This is a genomic window from Duganella sp. AC917 (assembly GCF_979258245.1).
On sequence record NZ_OZ409848.1, the window covers coordinates 5,082,811 to 5,098,202 of the forward strand.

Sequence of the window (15,392 nt, forward strand, 5' to 3'; positions counted from 1 at the left end):
GGTTAGTACGGTGTTATTCCTTGCGGGCGGCTTTTTCGGCGATGCCGGAGACGCCTTCGCGGCGCGCCAGCTCGTCGAGCACCTGCTGCGGCTTCAGGTCGAACTGGGCCAGCAGCACCAGCGTATGGAACCACAGGTCGGCCACTTCGTACAACACCTTGGCGCCGTCGCCGCCGGCGTGGCGCGCGTCTTTGGCGGCCATCACGGTCTCGGTGGCCTCCTCGCCGATTTTTTTCAGGATGGCGTCGTCGCCCTTGGCGAACAGCTTGGCCACGTACGAAGCGGCGGGATCGCCGCCGTTGGCCGGCTTGCGTGACTCGATCAGCTCGGCCAAGCGGTCCAGTTGTGTGCTCATGGGGTCTTCTTCGGCTTTGCCGCGTAAATATCGGATGGATCTTTCAGCACCGGCTCGCTGTTGTGCCAGTCGCCCTCGAGCGCGTCGCCCTCGAATTTCTGGAAGAAGCACGAATGCCGGCCGGTGTGGCAGGCGATGCCGCCGGCCTGCTCGATCTTGAGCAGCACCACGTCCTCGTCGCAGTCGAGGCGGATTTCCAGCACCTTTTGCGTGTGGCCGGACTCCTCGCCCTTGTGCCACAGTTTCTTGCGCGAACGGCTCCAGTACACCGCCTCGCCCAGCTCGACCGTTTTGGCCAGGGCGTCGCGGTTCATCCAGGCGAACATCAGCACGTCATTGCTGCCGGCTTCCTGGGCGATGACCGGCACCAGGCCGTTTTCGTCCCATTGGATTTTTTTCAGCCATTTGGCCTTGGCAAGGCTGCTCGGGGGAGTCGACATCATGCTATCCAGTGCTGTGATCAATTGGTCAGGCGCATCGGAATGCCCTGTTGTGCCATAAAACGTTTGGCTTCCTGCACCGTGTGCTGGCCGTAGTGGAAGATGCTGGCCGCCAGCACCGCGTCCGCCTTGCCCAGCTTGACGCCGTCGGCCAGGTCCTGCAGGCCGCCGACGCCGCCCGAGGCGATCACCGGGATGCCGATGGCGTCGGACACGCCGCGCGTCAGGCCCAGGTCGAAGCCGGACTTGGTGCCGTCGCGGTCCATGCTGGTGAGCAGGATTTCGCCGGCGCCCAGTTTTTCCATTTTGACGGCCCACTCGATGGCGTCGATGCCGGTGGCCTTGCGGCCGCCGTGGGTGAACACTTCCCACTTGCCGGGTGAGACCTGCTTGGCGTCGATCGCCACCACGATGCACTGCGAACCGTGCTTTTGCGAAGCGTCGAACACCAGTTGCGGATTGCTGACGGCCGACGAGTTCATGCTGACCTTGTCCGCGCCGGCGTTGAGCAGGCGGCGCACGTCGGCCACCTCGCGCACGCCGCCGCCGACCGTCAGCGGTATGAACACCTGCGAAGCCACGGCCTCGATGATGTGCAGGATCAGGCCGCGGTTGTCGCTGGTGGCGGTGATGTCGAGGAAAGTGAGTTCGTCGGCGCCCTGCTCGTCGTAGCGGCGGGCGATCTCGACCGGATCGCCGGCGTCGCGCAGCTCGGTGAAGTTGACGCCTTTGACGACGCGGCCATCGGTCACGTCGAGGCAGGGAATGATGCGTTTAGCGAGCATGGGAACCTTATTCTTCTTCGTCGTCGATCAGGTCGCCGCTGAGCTCGTCGGCGCGCAGTTGCGCCGAGGCCAGGTCGATCGTGCCTTCGTAGATCGAGCGGCCGCAGATGACGCCTTCGATGCCTTCGTCCTGCACCGCGCACAGCGCTTCGACGTCGGCCAGGTTGTGCAGGCCGCCCGAGGCGATGACCGGGATCTTGACCGCCTGCGCCAGCTTGACGGTGGCGTCGATGTTGACGCCGCCCATCATGCCGTCGCGGCCGATGTCGGTGTAGATGATCGATTCAACGCCGTAGGCCTCGAACTTCTTGGCCAGGTCGATGACCTCGTGGCCGGACATCTTGCTCCAGCCGTCGGTGGCGACCTTGCCGTCCTTGGCGTCAAGCCCGACGATGATGTGGCCCGGAAAGGCGCCGCAGGCGTCGTGCAGGAAGCCCGGCTCCTTGACGGCGGCCGTGCCGATGATGACGTAGCTGATGCCGGCGTCCAGGTAGCGCTCGATGGTGTCGAGGTCGCGGATGCCGCCGCCCAGCTGGACCGGGATCTCGTCCAAGCCGTTTTCCTCGGCGTATTCCTGCACCACCTTCAGGATCGCCTTGACGGCGCCCTCGTTCTTCGGCTTGCCCGCGAAGGCGCCGTTCAGATCGACCAGATGCAGGCGGCGCGCGCCCTGCTTCAGCCAATGCAAAGCCATATCGGCCGGATCTTCGGAAAATACGGTGGCGAGTTCCATATCGCCTTGTTTCAAGCGAACGCAGTGACCGTCTTTGAGGTCGATGGCAGGAATGAGCAGCATGATGGTTTAAGTGTGAGAGGTGAAAGGGTTCGGAAAAGAATCAATGAGCAGATCAAGGGTTCCAGTGAACGAAATTCTTGTACAACTGCAGTCCGGTCGCGGCGCTTTTCTCCGGATGGAACTGTGTGGCAAAAATATTATCACGAGCGACGGCGCAACTGAACGGCGCACCGTAGACGGTCACGCCGACGGTGTGCGCGCCCTGCTCCGGCTGCGCGAAGTAACTGTGTACAAAGTAAAAATAGCTGTTGTCGGCGATGTCCTGCCACATTGGGTGGGACGCGTTTTGCTGGACTTGGTTCCAGCCCATCTGCGGCACCTTGAAGCGCGAACCGTCCTCCTGCAACTGGCCGTCGAGCTGGAAGCGCACCACCTTGCCCGGCAGCAGGCCCAGGCCGGCGGCGGCGCCTTCCTCGCTGGCGTCGAACAGCATCTGCTCGCCGATGCACACGCCCAGCAGCGGCTTGTTGCGGGCGGCCACCATCAGCGCGTCCTGCACGCCGGATTCGCGCAGGCTGCGCATGCAGTCCGGCATCGCGCCCTGGCCCGGCAGCACGATGCGGTCGGCGCTTTCGATATCGGCCACTTCGCCCGAAATGAGCACGTTGGCCTCGGGGGCGACCGCGCGCAGCGCTTGCGCGACCGAACGCAGATTACCCATACCGTAATCAACTACGACAATTTTATTCATAATGATGGTTCGCTAAGCCTTACAGGCTGCCTTTGGTCGACGGAATGGTGCCGGCGGCACGCGGGTCCAACTCGGACGCCATGCGCAGCGCGCGGCCGAAGGCCTTGAACACGGTTTCGCACTGATGGTGCGCGTTGGTGCCGCGCAAGTTATCGATGTGCAAGGTCACTAATGCGTGGTTGACGAAGCCGCGGAAAAATTCCAGGGTCAGGTCGACGTCGAAGGTGCCGATCATCGCGCGCGTGAACGGAATATGGTATTCGATGCCTGGCCGGCCGGAGAAATCCAACACCACGCGCGACAGCGCCTCGTCCAGCGGCACGTAGGAGTGGCCGTAGCGCACGATGCCCTTGCGGTCTCCGATGGCCTTGGCCACCGCCATACCCAGCGTGATGCCGACATCCTCGACCGTGTGGTGGTTGTCGATGTGGATGTCGCCGGTGGCTTCGACGTCGAGGTCGAACAGGCCGTGGCGGGCGATCTGGTCCAGCATATGGTCGAGGAAGGGCACGCCGGTGTTCAGCTTTTGCTTGCCGGTGCCGTCGAGATTGATGGAAACGCGGACTTGCGTCTCGTTGGTGTTGCGGATGATTTCTGCGGTGCGATTCATGAAGGGCTCGGTGGCGGTGATTAAGCTACAGGCGATGCAAGCGATGCCGACAGGGCATCCAGGAAGGCGGCATTCTCTTCCGGTGTACTGACCGTGACGCGTAGACAATTGGCCATCACGGTATCCATTTTACTCATATTTTTAATTAATACCTTGTGGGACAGTAGTTTCACATGGGCATCATCGGCATTTGGCACCCGAATCAAGATAAAATTCGCCGCCGAGGGAAACACCTCGACCCCCGGCATGGCGGCCAGCGCGGCCATCAGATCGGTCCGTGCGGCGCGCAACGCGGCCGCCTGCTGGTTCAGCACGTCCAGATGGTCGAGCGCGAATTCGGCCGCCGTCTGCGTCAGCACGTTGATGTTGTAAGGAGGCCGCACTTTGTCGAATTGCTCGAGCAATTTCGGCGCGGCGGACATGTAGCCGAGGCGGATGCCGGCCAAACCGAGCTTGGACACCGTGCGCATGACGATCAGATTGTCGAACTCCGGCAGCCGGTGCATAAAGGTTTGCTGGGCGAACGGCTCGTAGGCCTCGTCGACCACGGCCAGGCCAAAACCATCCAACGCGTTGATGATGGTGACGATATCGTCGTCCGAGAACAGGTTGCCGGTCGGGTTGTTCGGGTAGGACAGGAACACCAGCGCCGGTTTGTGCTGTTCGATCGCCGCCAGCATGGCCGGCATGTCGAGCGTCAGGTCGGCCTTGACCGACACGCCGACGTAGTCCATGCCGGCGAATTTGGTCGAGCGCGAATACATGACGAACGACGGCGTCGGCGAGATCGCCACGGCGCGGCGGTCCTGGTGGGCGCAGGCCATGCACAGGATCGAAATCAGTTCGTCGGAGCCGTTGCCCAGCATGACGTCGTAGCCGGCCGGGATGCCCAGCTTGGCGCGGATGCGCTCCTTGGTGCTTTCGTAGGAGGCGACCGGGTAGCGGTTCAACGTCACCTCGGCCAGACGCTGCGCCAGTTCGCGCGTCAGATGCTCCGGCAGGTGGTAAGGGTTCTCCATCGCATCCAGCTTGATAAAACCGCTCGCGTCGGCGACATGGTAGCCATTGACGGCGCGCACATCGGAACGGATGGTGGTGTTGATCAGGGTGTCGATGGAAGACATCTTACGTGGGCTCCTAGGTTGTGGTGGTGGCGGTGCGTTTGACCGCGGGTTTTTTACTGCTGCGGGGGACGGGCTTTTTCTTTTCGGGTGGCGGCGGTAAATCCGCCGCCGCGAGTCGTTCGGCGATGATGGCGCAATAGTCGGGATTCAGTTCGAAGCCGACGAAATTGCGTCCGCAGTGCTTGGCGGCGATCGCCGTCGTGCCGCTGCCCATGAACAGGTCCAGCACCACGCCGTCGGCCGGGCACGAGGCCTTGACCATGCGCTCGATGATCTCCAGCGGTTTTTGCGTCGGATGGTCGGCGCGCTCGGGATGCTCGCGGTGCAGACGCGACACGCTCCACAAATCCTTGGGGTTGTAGCCCACTTCCAGCCACTTGGCGCCGACGAAGATCGAACGCGAACGGGCTTTCTTGGTCTCGGCGTCGTAGGGAATGCGCACCGCGTCCAGATCGAAATAGTAGTCCTTGCGGCGCACGAAGAAGCCGATGGTGTCGTGCACCGACGAATAACTGCGCACGCTGCCGCCCATCGACGGCACCCGGCGGTCCCAGATAATCTCGTTCATCATCGTCATGCGCTTTTTCAGCAGCACGAAGATCTCCGGCGAGAAGCGCCAGGTCAGGAAGATATACAGGCTGCCGTTGGGTTTCAGCTTGGGCAGCGCGGCGTCGATCCATTGCTCGGTCCAGCGCAGATATTCCTCCACCGTCTGCGAGTCCGAATCGTTTCCGTAGTCCTTGCCCAGGTTGTACGGCGGGTCGGTCAGGATCAAGTCGATGGAACCGTCCGGGATGCGCGCCAAACCGGCCAGCGCATCCTCGCAGAAGACCTGGTTGATCCAGGCCTCGTTGCCTGGTACGGTCATCGCGGCGTCTTCAAACGCAGTTCGGCGCTGCGGGCGTGGGCCTGCAAGCCCTCGCCGTAGGCCAGTTCGGCGGCGATCTTGCCCAGCGTTTGCGCGCCCGCTTCGCTGACCATGATCACCGAAGAGCGCTTCTGGAAATCGTACACACCCAGCGGCGACGAGAAACGCGCGGTGCGCGACGTCGGCAGCACGTGGTTCGGGCCGCAGCAGTAGTCGCCCAGCGACTCCGACGAGAAGCGTCCCAGGAACATGGCGCCAGCGTGGCGTATCTTGTCGGCCCACTGTTGCGGATTCTCGGCGGAGATCTCCAGGTGCTCGGCGGCGATGCTGTTGGCGATGGCGCAGGCCTCGTCCATGTCGCGCACCTTGACCAGCGCGCCGCGGTCGGTCAGCGAGGTGCGGATGGTTTCGTGGCGCGGCATCGTCGGCAGCAGCTTGTTGATGCTCTCTTCCACGCGGGCGATGTAGTCGGCGTCGGGGCACAACATGATGGCCTGCGCCAGCTCGTCGTGTTCCGCCTGCGAGAACAGGTCCATCGCCACCCAGTCGGGATCGGTGGTGCCGTCGCAGACGATCAGGATCTCGGACGGACCGGCGATCATGTCGATGCCGACGATGCCGAACACGCGGCGCTTGGCGGCGGCCACGTAGGCGTTGCCGGGACCGACGATCTTGTCGACCGGTTGTATCGTTTCGGTGCCGTGCGCCAGCGCGCCGACGGCCTGCGCGCCACCGATGGTGATCACGCGGGTGACGCCGGCGATGGCGGCGGCGGCCAGCACCATCTGGTTCTTCACGCCGTCCGGGGTCGGCACCACCATGATGATTTCCCCGACGCCGGCGACGTGCGCCGGGATCGCGTTCATCAGCACCGACGACGGATAGGCGGCCTTGCCACCCGGGACGTAGATGCCGACGCGGTCGAGCGGCGTGATTTTCTGGCCCAGCACCGTGCCATCGGGCTCGGTGTAGGTGAAGCCTTGCAGCTCCTGTTTCTGGCGCTCGTGGAACACGCGGATGCGTTGCGCGGCCACTTGCAGCGCCTCGCGCTGCGCGGCGGGAATCGCGGCCAGCGCGGCCTGCAATTCGCTTTCGGGAATGTCGAAGGCGGCCATGCTGGCGGCGCCGCCGTCGGGGATGCGGTCGAAGCGGTTGGTGTATTCCAGCACGGCGGCGTCGCCGCGCGCCTTGACGTCGGCCAGGATGCCGGCGACGGCGCGCTCGATGGCGTCGTCGGTGCCCGCTTCAAACGCCAGCAGGGTGTCCAGTGACTTTTTGAAATCGGCTTGGGTGGAATCGAGCTTGGTGATTTGAATCGGCATGATGGAATCCGTGATTACTTCTTGGAAGCGCGTTCGAACGCCTCGATGATCGGTTGCAGACGCTCGCGCTTGAGCTTCAACGCGGCCTGGTTGACGATCAGCCGCGACGAAATCTCCATGATGGCTTCGACTTCGACCAGGTCGTTGGCGCGCAAGGTGTTGCCGGTGCTGACCACGTCGACGATGGCGTCCGACAGGCCGACCAGCGGCGCCAGTTCCATCGAACCGTAAAGTTTGATCAGATCGACGTGCACGCCCTTCTTGGCGAAGTGCTCACGGGCGGTCTGCACGAACTTGGTGGCCACGCGCAGGCGCGCGCCCTGGCGCACGGCGGTCTCGTAGTCGAAACCATTCTTGACGGCGACCGACATGCGGCAGGCCGCGATGTTCAAGTCGATCGGCTGGTACAAGCCTTCGCCGCCGTGCTCCAGCAGCACGTCCTTACCGGCCACGCCGAAGTCCGCCGCGCCGTGCTGCACGTAGGTCGGCACGTCGGTGGCGCGCACGATGATGACGCGCACGTCGGGATCGTTGGTCGACAGGATCAACTTGCGCGACGTCTCGGGGTTTTCGGTGACGGTGATGCCGGCCGCTTCCAGCAGCGGCAGCGTGTCCTCGAAAATACGTCCCTTCGACAGCGCCAGGATCAGCTGCTGGTTGGCCGGGGCTTGGGCTTGGAATGCACTCATGTTTTACTTAATCCGGGTTACTTGATGCGTTTTATATCGGCGCCGACGGCGGACAGCTTCACTTCCATCTGGTCGTAACCGCGATCGAGGTGATAGATACGGTCGATCAAGGTCTCGCCGCGCGCAGCCAGCGCCGCGATCACCAGCGAGGCCGATGCGCGCAAGTCGGTCGCCATCACCGGCGCGCCGACCAGTTGCGCGACGCCCTTGATGAACGCCGTGTTGCCGTCGGTCTCGATGGACGCGCCCAGGCGGTTCATCTCCTGCACGTGCATGAAACGGTTCTCGAAAATCGTCTCGGTCACGCGGCTGGCGCCGGAGGCGATGGTGTTAACCGCCATGAACTGCGCCTGCATATCGGTCGGGAAGCCGGGATATTCGGTGGTGCGGAAGGTGACCGGCTCCGGGCGCTGTTCCATCTGCGCGCGGATCCAGTTGTCGCCGATGGTCATCTTCAGGCCGACTTCGCGCAGCTTGTCGAGCGCCGCGTCCATGATGTCGACGCGGGTGTTACGGATCGTGATGTCGCCGCCGGTGGCCGCGACGGCGCACAGGAAGGTCGCCGCCTCGATACGGTCGGAGATGACGGCGTGCTTGGCGCCGTGCAGTTCGGGCACGCCCTGGATCACCAGACGGTCGGTGCCGATGCCTTCGATCTTGGCGCCCATGGCAACCAGCAGGTTGGCCAGATCGGTCACTTCCGGCTCGCGCGCGGCGTTTTCGAGGATCGTCTCGCCTTCGGCCAGGGTGGCGGCCATCAGCAGGTTCTCGGTGCCGGTCACGGTAATCATGTCGGTGACGATGCGCGCGCCCTTGAGCTTTGCGCACTTGGCGTAGATGTAGCCGGCGTCGATGGTGATCTCGGCGCCCAGCGCCTGCAGACCCTTGATGTGCTGGTCGACCGGGCGCGAGCCGATCGCGCAGCCGCCCGGCAGCGAGACCTTGGCTTCGCCGAAGCGCGCCAGCAACGGGCCGAGTACCAGGATCGAGGCGCGCATGGTTTTCACCAGCTCATACGGCGCTTCCAGCTTGCTGATGTTGGCGCCGTTGAGCGTGACGGCGTCGCCGTCCTGCGCGACCTGCAGACCGGTTTCCTTCAGCAGCTTGAGCATGGTGGCGACGTCGTGCAGGTGCGGCACGTTGGTCAGTTCCAGATCGCCGGCGGTCAGCAGACCCGCGCACAGGATGGGCAGCGCCGCGTTCTTGGCGCCCGAGATGTTGATGTCGCCGTGCAGGCGGTTGCCGCCTTGGATGAGGAGCTTGTCCATGCTTATCCTTTGTATTCTTCAGGGGTGAGGGTTTTCATCGACAACGCGTGGATCTCTTCGCGCATGCGGTCGCCCAGCGCGGCGTAGACGATCTGGTGGCGCTGGATCGGACGCTTGCCCGCGAACGCCGGCGAGACGATAACGGCCTGGAAGTGCTGGCCGTCGCCCTCCACTTCGAGGTGGGTGCATTCGAGGCCGGCCGAGATGTAGCCGTGGATCAGTTCTGGAGTGGTGGTCATGATGAGTCCTTCAATATTAGTGGCGCAACCTGTATCCGCTGCGCAGAAGACGAATGGCGGCCAGCGACAGCACCACCAGGAAGCCGGAGACGATTGCAACGCTGGTCCATGGATTGGTGTCGGACTGGCCGAAGAAACCGTAGCGGAAGCCGTCGATCATGTAGAAGAACGGGTTCAGATGCGACACCGTCAGCCAGAACGGCGGCAGCGAGTGGATCGAGTAGAACACGCCGGACAGGAACGTCAGCGGCATGATCAGGAAGTTCTGGAACGCGGCCAGCTGGTCGAATTTCTCGGCCCAGATTCCGGCGATCAGGCCCATGGTGCCGAGGATGGCGGCACCCAGCAGCGCGAACACGATGATCCACAGCGGCGCGGTGAACGACATGTGCGCAAAGTAAGCGGTGGCGGCGAACACGCCCAGGCCGACCGCGAGGCCGCGCACCATCGCCGCCAGCACATAGGCGGAGAAGATCTCCCAGTGCGACAAAGGCGTGAGCAGCACGAATACCAGGTTGCCGGTGATCTTGGACTGGATCAGCGACGACGACGAGTTGGCGAAGGCGTTCTGCAGGACGCTCATCATCACCAGGCCGGGGATCAGGAACGAGGTGTAGCTGACGCCTTCATATACCTGCACCCTACCTTCCAGCACGTGGCCGAAGATCAGCAGGTACAGCATGGCCGTCAGGATCGGCGCTGCGACGGTTTGCGTGGCCACCTTCCAGAAGCGCAGGGTCTCCTTGTAGACCAGGGTGCGGAAACCGCTCGAGATGAAGTTCATACGGTCCCCTTGTCCATGATCTGCAGGAAGATGTCTTCCAGGTCTGCCTGTTGCAGCTGCATGTCGTCGATGACGGCGCCGGATTCGCGCAGGCGCGCCAGGATGCCCTCGACTTCCGAGTATTCGTTGATGCGCAGGCTGTATTTGCGGCCATGGTCCGAGGTCTCCGGATGCGTGACCAGATGCTGCAGATCCGCCGGCAGCTCGCCGTGCGTCATGTTGACGATCAGTTGCGAGCCGGAGATGCGACGGATCAGCGCCGCCATCGTGTCGAGCGCGACGACCTTGCCGCTTTTGAGCATGGCCACGCGCTTGCACATGGCCTGGGCCTCTTCCAGATAGTGGGTGGTCAGCACCACGGTGTGGCCTTCGCGGTTCAGGCGCGAGATGAACTTCCACAAGGTCTGGCGCAGTTCGACGTCGACGCCGGCGGTCGGCTCGTCGAGCACGATGACGGGCGGCTTGTGCACCAGCGCCTGCGCCACCAGCACGCGGCGCTTCATGCCGCCCGACAGCGCGCGCATATTGGTGTCGGCCTTGTTGGTCAGGTCGAGGTTGTGCATCACCTCGTCGATCCAGGCGTCGTTGTTGGGCAGGCCGAAGTAGCCGGACTGCAGGCGCAAGGTTTCGCGCACCGTGAAAAAGGGATCGAACACCAGTTCCTGCGGCACCACGCCCAGCTTGCGGCGCGCCGCGCGGAAGTCGCCGGTGACGTCGTGGCCGTGGATGGAAACGCTGCCGGCATCGGGCCGGATCAAGCCGGCGATGATGGAGATCAGCGTGGTTTTGCCGGCGCCGTTGGGGCCCAGCAGGCCGAAAAATTCCCCCTCCTCGATCGAGAGGGAGACGCCGCCCAGTGCCTGGAGCGACTTGTAGCGCTTCTCGACATTCGTTATTTGGATCGCTGTCATGCTTGACTTATCAGTTGTGTGCGGCGGGGTGGACCGGCGCGGGATGCGTATTGATGCCTAATGGCGGAAGGTATAACCAGGCGCCACGGCTCTTAGGCGGCGGCAACGTTCAATTATATTGGAAATCCGGTTCGGCAGAGCCGGACCGGCGATAACTGGTGGTGACTCTGGCTACAACTATGGGTACGAACGGGGTACTACGCGGCGGGGTGGGGCGGGGGTCAATGATGGTGGTGCAGGTCGGCAGGCACGTCCGCCTGGCCGGCGCAAGCTTGCGCGGGGTCGCTTTGCTCGGGGAACACCAGCGCGCAGACGCCGTACAGCTTGGTCAGGCTTTGCAGCGCAGGCGGCAGGTTCTTCAGTTCGAGCTTGAGACCGGCCTCGCTGGCGGCGCGTTGCCACGCCAGCAAGACCGAAACGGCCACCGAATCGACCGTCAACACGTGGCGCAGATCGAACACCGTCTGGCCGGCCTTGATGGCGGCCAGGCCGCGCTCCAGCGCCGCAGTGGCGTTGAGCACGGTCAGGGACGTGAGCGATTGCAGGTTGTCGGTCGGTTCGGACATGGTCGTTATTTTCTAATAAACGTCGCGGTGGCGTTATTTTGCCGTAGTTTTCAAAGGTTTGCTGGCCAGCGACTGGTTTTTCGCGGTCAGGGTCTTGATCAGGCCGTCAACGCCGCCCTTGCTGATCTCGGACGCGAACGTGCCTTTGTAGGTTTCCACCAGCCAGGCGCCCATGACGTTGATGTCATAAATCTTCCAGCCGGCGGCGCCCTTGGCGACGCGGTAGTTCAGCGTGATCGGCTCGCCACGGGTCATGTTGACCTTCGAGCGCACTTCCACCTCGGTGTCCGACGCATCGGCGCGCAGCGGCTGGAAGTCCACGGTTTCATTCTTGATCTGCGACAGCGCGCCCGAGTAGGTGTAGATCAGCAGGGTGCGGAACTGTTCCGACAGCTGCTTTTTCTGCTCTGGGGTGGCGTCGCGCCAGAAACGGCCGGCCGCCAGCGAGGTCATACGGTCCGAATCGACGTACGGCAAGATTTTGGTCTCGACCAGCTGCATGACTTTCTTGGTGTCGCCAGCCTGGATCGCCTTGTCGGACTTGGCGGTCTCGATGACGTCCTGGCTGATGCGCTTGACCAGCGCGTCAGGCGCTTCGTTGGCGGGACCGGCGGCATGGGCGTTGAAGGCCAGCGAGACGGTGGCGATGGCTAGCAGTTGCTTAAATAATTTCATGTTTTATCTACCTATGTGGGTTCTTCGGGGTCACAGGCTGGCGTCGCTCGCAGCCGGCGTACCGGAGTTTAACTCCTTAGGTGCCGATTCGGATGACACGGTTGCCGAATTTTCGGCAGACTTCGTCTCGGCGGGGGCTGGCGCGGCGGCCTGCGGCGTGACCGGCGCGGCCGGCGCGGCGGCAGGAGCAGCAGGGGCAGCGGCCGGAGCAGCGTCGGGCTTGGCCGCCGGAGCGCCCTCGTCGGCCGCCGGGTCTTGCTTCTTGGAATTGCTCGGGCCGTCGCCGTCCGGGTGGATCTGGCTCTCGCGGCGTTGCATGTAGCCGTCACGGATGAACTCGTAACGGTCCAGCGCGGCGTCTTCCAGCATGCTGGTGGCGTCGAGCAGGCTGGCGCGAGTGTCGACCAGGTTGACGCCGGTACCGATGTTACGCACGTACACCGGGTCTTTGTAGCGCCAGATATTGCCGGCGAAGTCGGCCGGCAGCGCCACGGTGTCACGCACCGTCGACGGGCCCAGCAGCGGCAGCATCAGGTACGGACCGGACGACACGCCCCAGGTGCCCAGCGTCTGGCCGAAGTCTTCCTTGTGCTTTTGCAAGCCGGCTTCGGAAGCGATGTCGAACAGGCCCAGGATACCCAGGGTCGAATTCAGCGCGAAGCGGGTGATGTCGGTCATGCCGGCCTCGCCCTTGCCTTGCAGCAGGTTATTGACGGCGGTCCAGGCGTCGCCCAGGTTGCCGAAGAAGTTGCCGACACCAGTCTGCACGAACGATGGCGTGACGTCGCGGTAGACGGTGGCGACCGGTTTCAGCGCGTAGGTATCGACCTTGTCGTTGAACGAGAACACGGCGCGGTTGTAGCTTTCGTACGGATCGCGCGGGTTCGGACCGGCGCAGCCGGCCAGCATCAAGGTGACGCCCAGCGCCAGCGCGGCCTGACGGAAGTGTTTCGGGGTGCTAGACATTTATTCTTCCTTTTTTCCTTCGGCTGCCTTGCTGTAGATGAACTGATTGATCAGGTCTTCCAGCACGGCCGCCGATTGGGTTCTTGCGATTTTGTCGCCGGCGGCCAGATTATTGGTATCCCCGCCAGCCTCGATGCCTACGTATTGCTCGCCCAGCAGACCGGCCGTCAGAATTTTGGCGGAACTGTCCTTAGGGAATTTATAACCTTCTTCCATATTCAAGGTTACCAGCGCCTGGTAACTCTTGTCATCAAACTTGATCTCGCCGACGCGGCCGATGACCACGCCCGACGCCTTGACCGCCGCCTGTGGCCGCAGGCTGCCGATGTTGTCGAACTTGGCCGTGATCGGATACGTTTTGCCAAAGGACATGGAACCCATGTTGCCGGCCTTCAGCGCCAGGAACATCAGCGCGGCCACGCCGATGACGATGAACAGACCGACCCAGACATCCAGTGATTTACGTTGCATAGCTATCCTCGCGTAATACTACTAATTATTCTTTAATATCGTTTTATTTGCTGAACATCAAAGCGGTCAGCATGAAATCGAGCCACCAGATCATCAGCGATGAGATCACGACCGTGCGGGTGGTGGCGCGCGCCACGTCTTCCGGCGTCGGTTGGGTCTGATAGCCCTGGTACAGCGCGATAAAGGTGATGGCAATGCCGAACACCACGCTCTTGACGAAGCCGTTGAAAATATCCTTCCAGATATCCACGCCGCCCTGCATCTGCGACCAGAACGCGCCCTCGTCGACCCCGATCAGCTTGACGCCGACCAGCCAGCCGCCCATCACGCCAACGGCGCTGAACACCGACGCCAGCAGCGGCACCGAGATCACGCCGGCCCAGAAACGGGGCGCCAGCACGCGCTGGATCGGGTTGACGGCCATCATTTCCATTGCCGACAACTGCTCGCCGGCCTTCATCAGGCCGATTTCCGCCGTCAGCGAGGTGCCGGCGCGGCCGGCGAACAGCAGCGCGGTGATGACCGGGCCCAGCTCGCGGGTCAGGCCCAGCGCCACCAGCAGGCCAAGCGACTGCTCGGCGCCGTATTTATTCAGCGTGTAATAACCCTGCAGGCCCAGCACCATGCCGACGAACAGGCCGGACAAGGTAATGATCAGCATCGAGTAATTGCCGATGAAGTGCAGCTGCTCGATCACCAGGCGCGGACGGCGCAGCAGGCCGGGCGACAGGCGCAGCATGTTGAGGAACAGCCGCGCGCCAAAACCGATGCTTTCGATGTAGTCGCGCAACGGCGCGCCCAGCTGGGACAACCAATTTCTTACAGTCATGCTTTCCCCCCCAGGCCCAGATCATCGGCCAGGGACTTGCCTGGATAGTGGAACGGCACCGGGCCGTCCGCTTCGGCGTTGACGAACTGGTGCACGTAAGGATCGGTCGACACCATCATGTCGGCCGGCGTGCCGTGCGCGACGATCTTGCCCTGCGACAGGAAGTAGACATAGTCGGCGATGGCGAAGCATTCCTTGACGTCGTGCGACACCAGCACCGTGGTCGAGCCGAGCGCGGTGTTGAGGTTGCGGATCAGGTTGGCGGTAACGCCCATCGAGATCGGGTCGAGGCCGGCGAACGGCTCGTCGTACATGATCAGTTCCGGGTCGAGCGCGATCGAGCGCGCCAGCGCGACGCGGCGCGCCATGCCGCCGGAGATCTCGGCCGGTTTCAATTTGGCGGCGTTGCGCAGACCGACCGCGTGCAGTTTCATCAGCACCAGGTTGCGGATCAGCTCTTCCGGCAGATCGGTATGCTCGCGCAGCGGGAAGGCGACATTTTCAAAGACGGTAAGGTCGGTGAAGAGCGCGCCATGCTGGAACAGCATGCCCATTTTGCGCCGCAGCAGATACAAGCCGGCGGTATTTAACTTGTGCACAACCTGGCCCTGGACTTTCACCTGACCCTTTTGCGGGCGGATCTGGCCGCCAATCAGTCGCAATACCGTGGTCTTGCCGCTGCCCGAACCGCCCATCACTGCGATCACTTTCCCGCGTGGGAAGTCCATGTGGAGGCCCGACAGGATCGAGCGCCTTCCATAGGAAAAGTGTAAATCACGGATTTCGACAAGATTAGGCACGACTGAACTCATTATTTTTAATGCCGTATTGTAGTGCAGAAAGGTTAATCTCTGCTGGAGACGGCCTGATTCCGGGCCGCTGGCGCTATGATGCGTGGCAGATAATACAACACTACTGAATCTCAAGTCAGCAATTTACACGAGGCATGAAATGTTACATTGCTGCGGCGCGGTGCCAGTATGCTTGCAAAACACTTACCGGA

20 protein-coding genes are annotated in these 15,392 nt (G+C 62.7%); all 20 read right to left on the reverse strand.

From position 1 onward, the window contains the following. Positions 1–13: 13 nt before the first annotated feature. The 20 genes from ACZ0BA_RS22140 to ACZ0BA_RS22235 all read right to left on the reverse strand — a co-directional run bounded on the left by ACZ0BA_RS22140 (position 14) and on the right by ACZ0BA_RS22235 (position 15,189). Positions 14–355, reverse strand: a complete 342-nt coding sequence (locus tag ACZ0BA_RS22140; protein WP_315399966.1) for a phosphoribosyl-ATP diphosphatase — start codon at positions 353–355, stop codon at positions 14–16. Continuing rightward, positions 352–795: a phosphoribosyl-AMP cyclohydrolase gene (gene hisI / locus ACZ0BA_RS22145; RefSeq protein WP_463453324.1), complete on the reverse strand. Its 444-nt coding sequence runs from the start codon at positions 793–795 to the stop codon at positions 352–354. Before hisI ends, ACZ0BA_RS22140 begins: the two co-directional genes overlap by 4 nt. Before the next feature lie 20 nt (positions 796–815). Continuing rightward, entirely contained in the window at positions 816–1,580 is a 765-nt protein-coding gene (hisF, locus tag ACZ0BA_RS22150) for an imidazole glycerol phosphate synthase subunit HisF (protein WP_463453325.1), read from the reverse strand. A 7-nt stretch (positions 1,581–1,587) separates the two neighbouring features. Beyond that, positions 1,588–2,376, reverse strand: a complete 789-nt coding sequence (gene hisA / locus ACZ0BA_RS22155) for a 1-(5-phosphoribosyl)-5-[(5-phosphoribosylamino)methylideneamino] imidazole-4-carboxamide isomerase (RefSeq protein WP_463453326.1) — start codon at positions 2,374–2,376, stop codon at positions 1,588–1,590. Between the two features lie 52 nt (positions 2,377–2,428). After that, entirely contained in the window at positions 2,429–3,067 is a 639-nt protein-coding gene (gene hisH, locus ACZ0BA_RS22160) for an imidazole glycerol phosphate synthase subunit HisH (RefSeq protein WP_463453327.1), read from the reverse strand. Positions 3,068–3,086: 19 nt separating this feature from the next. After that, positions 3,087–3,677 (reverse strand): imidazoleglycerol-phosphate dehydratase HisB, encoded by a 591-nt coding sequence (hisB, locus tag ACZ0BA_RS22165; RefSeq protein ID WP_090324507.1) that lies wholly within the window; start codon positions 3,675–3,677, stop codon positions 3,087–3,089. A 20-nt stretch (positions 3,678–3,697) separates the two neighbouring features. Next, entirely contained in the window at positions 3,698–4,801 is a 1,104-nt protein-coding gene (gene hisC / locus ACZ0BA_RS22170) for a histidinol-phosphate transaminase (protein ID WP_463453328.1), read from the reverse strand. Between the two features lie 13 nt (positions 4,802–4,814). Further along, positions 4,815–5,669 carry a DNA-methyltransferase gene (locus tag ACZ0BA_RS22175; RefSeq protein WP_463453329.1) on the reverse strand — a complete coding sequence of 285 codons (855 nt, stop codon included), beginning with the start codon at positions 5,667–5,669 and terminating at the stop codon, positions 4,815–4,817. Then, positions 5,666–6,991: a histidinol dehydrogenase gene (hisD, locus tag ACZ0BA_RS22180; protein ID WP_463453330.1), complete on the reverse strand. Its 1,326-nt coding sequence runs from the start codon at positions 6,989–6,991 to the stop codon at positions 5,666–5,668. The genes ACZ0BA_RS22175 and hisD overlap by 4 nt, the downstream gene beginning before the upstream one ends. Before the next feature lie 14 nt (positions 6,992–7,005). After that, positions 7,006–7,680, reverse strand: a complete 675-nt coding sequence (hisG, locus tag ACZ0BA_RS22185) for an ATP phosphoribosyltransferase (RefSeq protein ID WP_463453331.1) — start codon at positions 7,678–7,680, stop codon at positions 7,006–7,008. A gap of 17 nt (positions 7,681–7,697) precedes the next feature. Beyond that, entirely contained in the window at positions 7,698–8,948 is a 1,251-nt protein-coding gene (gene murA / locus ACZ0BA_RS22190) for a UDP-N-acetylglucosamine 1-carboxyvinyltransferase (RefSeq protein WP_463453332.1), read from the reverse strand. A 2-nt stretch (positions 8,949–8,950) separates the two neighbouring features. Continuing rightward, complete coding sequence (locus ACZ0BA_RS22195; RefSeq protein ID WP_090324494.1) at positions 8,951–9,187, reverse strand: BolA family protein; 237 nt, start codon at positions 9,185–9,187, stop codon at positions 8,951–8,953. A gap of 16 nt (positions 9,188–9,203) precedes the next feature. Beyond that, a complete protein-coding gene (locus ACZ0BA_RS22200; protein WP_463453333.1) occupies positions 9,204–9,971 on the reverse strand; it encodes an ABC transporter permease in 768 nt (255 codons plus the stop codon). Beyond that, on the reverse strand, positions 9,968–10,882 hold the full coding sequence (locus ACZ0BA_RS22205) for an ABC transporter ATP-binding protein (RefSeq protein WP_463453334.1): 915 nt from the start codon (positions 10,880–10,882) through the stop codon (positions 9,968–9,970). The genes ACZ0BA_RS22200 and ACZ0BA_RS22205 overlap by 4 nt, the downstream gene beginning before the upstream one ends. A 221-nt stretch (positions 10,883–11,103) precedes the next feature. After that, complete coding sequence (locus tag ACZ0BA_RS22210) at positions 11,104–11,448, reverse strand: STAS domain-containing protein (RefSeq protein WP_315216043.1); 345 nt, start codon at positions 11,446–11,448, stop codon at positions 11,104–11,106. Positions 11,449–11,481: 33 nt separating this feature from the next. Further along, positions 11,482–12,123, reverse strand: a complete 642-nt coding sequence (locus ACZ0BA_RS22215; RefSeq protein WP_463453335.1) for an MlaC/ttg2D family ABC transporter substrate-binding protein — start codon at positions 12,121–12,123, stop codon at positions 11,482–11,484. 30 nt (positions 12,124–12,153) lie between these two features. After that, a complete protein-coding gene (locus ACZ0BA_RS22220; protein ID WP_463453336.1) occupies positions 12,154–13,089 on the reverse strand; it encodes an MlaA family lipoprotein in 936 nt (311 codons plus the stop codon). Next, entirely contained in the window at positions 13,090–13,560 is a 471-nt protein-coding gene (gene mlaD, locus ACZ0BA_RS22225) for an outer membrane lipid asymmetry maintenance protein MlaD (RefSeq protein WP_090324479.1), read from the reverse strand. 43 nt (positions 13,561–13,603) lie between these two features. Then, positions 13,604–14,389 carry a lipid asymmetry maintenance ABC transporter permease subunit MlaE gene (mlaE, locus tag ACZ0BA_RS22230; RefSeq protein ID WP_463453337.1) on the reverse strand — a complete coding sequence of 262 codons (786 nt, stop codon included), beginning with the start codon at positions 14,387–14,389 and terminating at the stop codon, positions 13,604–13,606. Next, complete coding sequence (locus ACZ0BA_RS22235) at positions 14,386–15,189, reverse strand: ABC transporter ATP-binding protein (protein ID WP_463453338.1); 804 nt, start codon at positions 15,187–15,189, stop codon at positions 14,386–14,388. The genes mlaE and ACZ0BA_RS22235 overlap by 4 nt, the downstream gene beginning before the upstream one ends. Between the last annotated feature and the right edge of the window lie 203 nt (positions 15,190–15,392).

Bases quoted from the DNA above. Each gene is read 5' to 3' on its own strand.
- ACZ0BA_RS22195 (WP_090324494.1), bottom strand. From the start codon at position 9,187: ATGACCACCACTCCAGAACTGATCCACGGCTACATCTCGGCCGGCCTC.
- murA (WP_463453332.1), bottom strand. From the start codon at position 8,948: ATGGACAAGCTCCTCATCCAAGGCGGCAACCGCCTGCACGGCGACATC.
- hisC (WP_463453328.1), bottom strand. From the start codon at position 4,801: ATGTCTTCCATCGACACCCTGATCAACACCACCATCCGTTCCGATGTG.
- ACZ0BA_RS22140 (WP_315399966.1), bottom strand. From the start codon at position 355: ATGAGCACACAACTGGACCGCTTGGCCGAGCTGATCGAGTCACGCAAG.
- ACZ0BA_RS22215 (WP_463453335.1), bottom strand. From the start codon at position 12,123: ATGAAATTATTTAAGCAACTGCTAGCCATCGCCACCGTCTCGCTGGCC.
- hisA (WP_463453326.1), bottom strand. From the start codon at position 2,376: ATGCTGCTCATTCCTGCCATCGACCTCAAAGACGGTCACTGCGTTCGC.
- ACZ0BA_RS22210 (WP_315216043.1), bottom strand. From the start codon at position 11,448: ATGTCCGAACCGACCGACAACCTGCAATCGCTCACGTCCCTGACCGTG.
- hisI (WP_463453324.1), bottom strand. From the start codon at position 795: ATGTCGACTCCCCCGAGCAGCCTTGCCAAGGCCAAATGGCTGAAAAAA.
- ACZ0BA_RS22220 (WP_463453336.1), bottom strand. From the start codon at position 13,089: ATGTCTAGCACCCCGAAACACTTCCGTCAGGCCGCGCTGGCGCTGGGC.
- ACZ0BA_RS22205 (WP_463453334.1), bottom strand. From the start codon at position 10,882: ATGACAGCGATCCAAATAACGAATGTCGAGAAGCGCTACAAGTCGCTC.
- mlaD (WP_090324479.1), bottom strand. From the start codon at position 13,560: ATGCAACGTAAATCACTGGATGTCTGGGTCGGTCTGTTCATCGTCATC.
- ACZ0BA_RS22200 (WP_463453333.1), bottom strand. From the start codon at position 9,971: ATGAACTTCATCTCGAGCGGTTTCCGCACCCTGGTCTACAAGGAGACC.
- hisB (WP_090324507.1), bottom strand. From the start codon at position 3,677: ATGAATCGCACCGCAGAAATCATCCGCAACACCAACGAGACGCAAGTC.
- hisH (WP_463453327.1), bottom strand. From the start codon at position 3,067: ATGAATAAAATTGTCGTAGTTGATTACGGTATGGGTAATCTGCGTTCG.
- hisF (WP_463453325.1), bottom strand. From the start codon at position 1,580: ATGCTCGCTAAACGCATCATTCCCTGCCTCGACGTGACCGATGGCCGC.
- hisG (WP_463453331.1), bottom strand. From the start codon at position 7,680: ATGAGTGCATTCCAAGCCCAAGCCCCGGCCAACCAGCAGCTGATCCTG.
- mlaE (WP_463453337.1), bottom strand. From the start codon at position 14,389: ATGACTGTAAGAAATTGGTTGTCCCAGCTGGGCGCGCCGTTGCGCGAC.
- ACZ0BA_RS22175 (WP_463453329.1), bottom strand. From the start codon at position 5,669: ATGACCGTACCAGGCAACGAGGCCTGGATCAACCAGGTCTTCTGCGAG.
- hisD (WP_463453330.1), bottom strand. From the start codon at position 6,991: ATGCCGATTCAAATCACCAAGCTCGATTCCACCCAAGCCGATTTCAAA.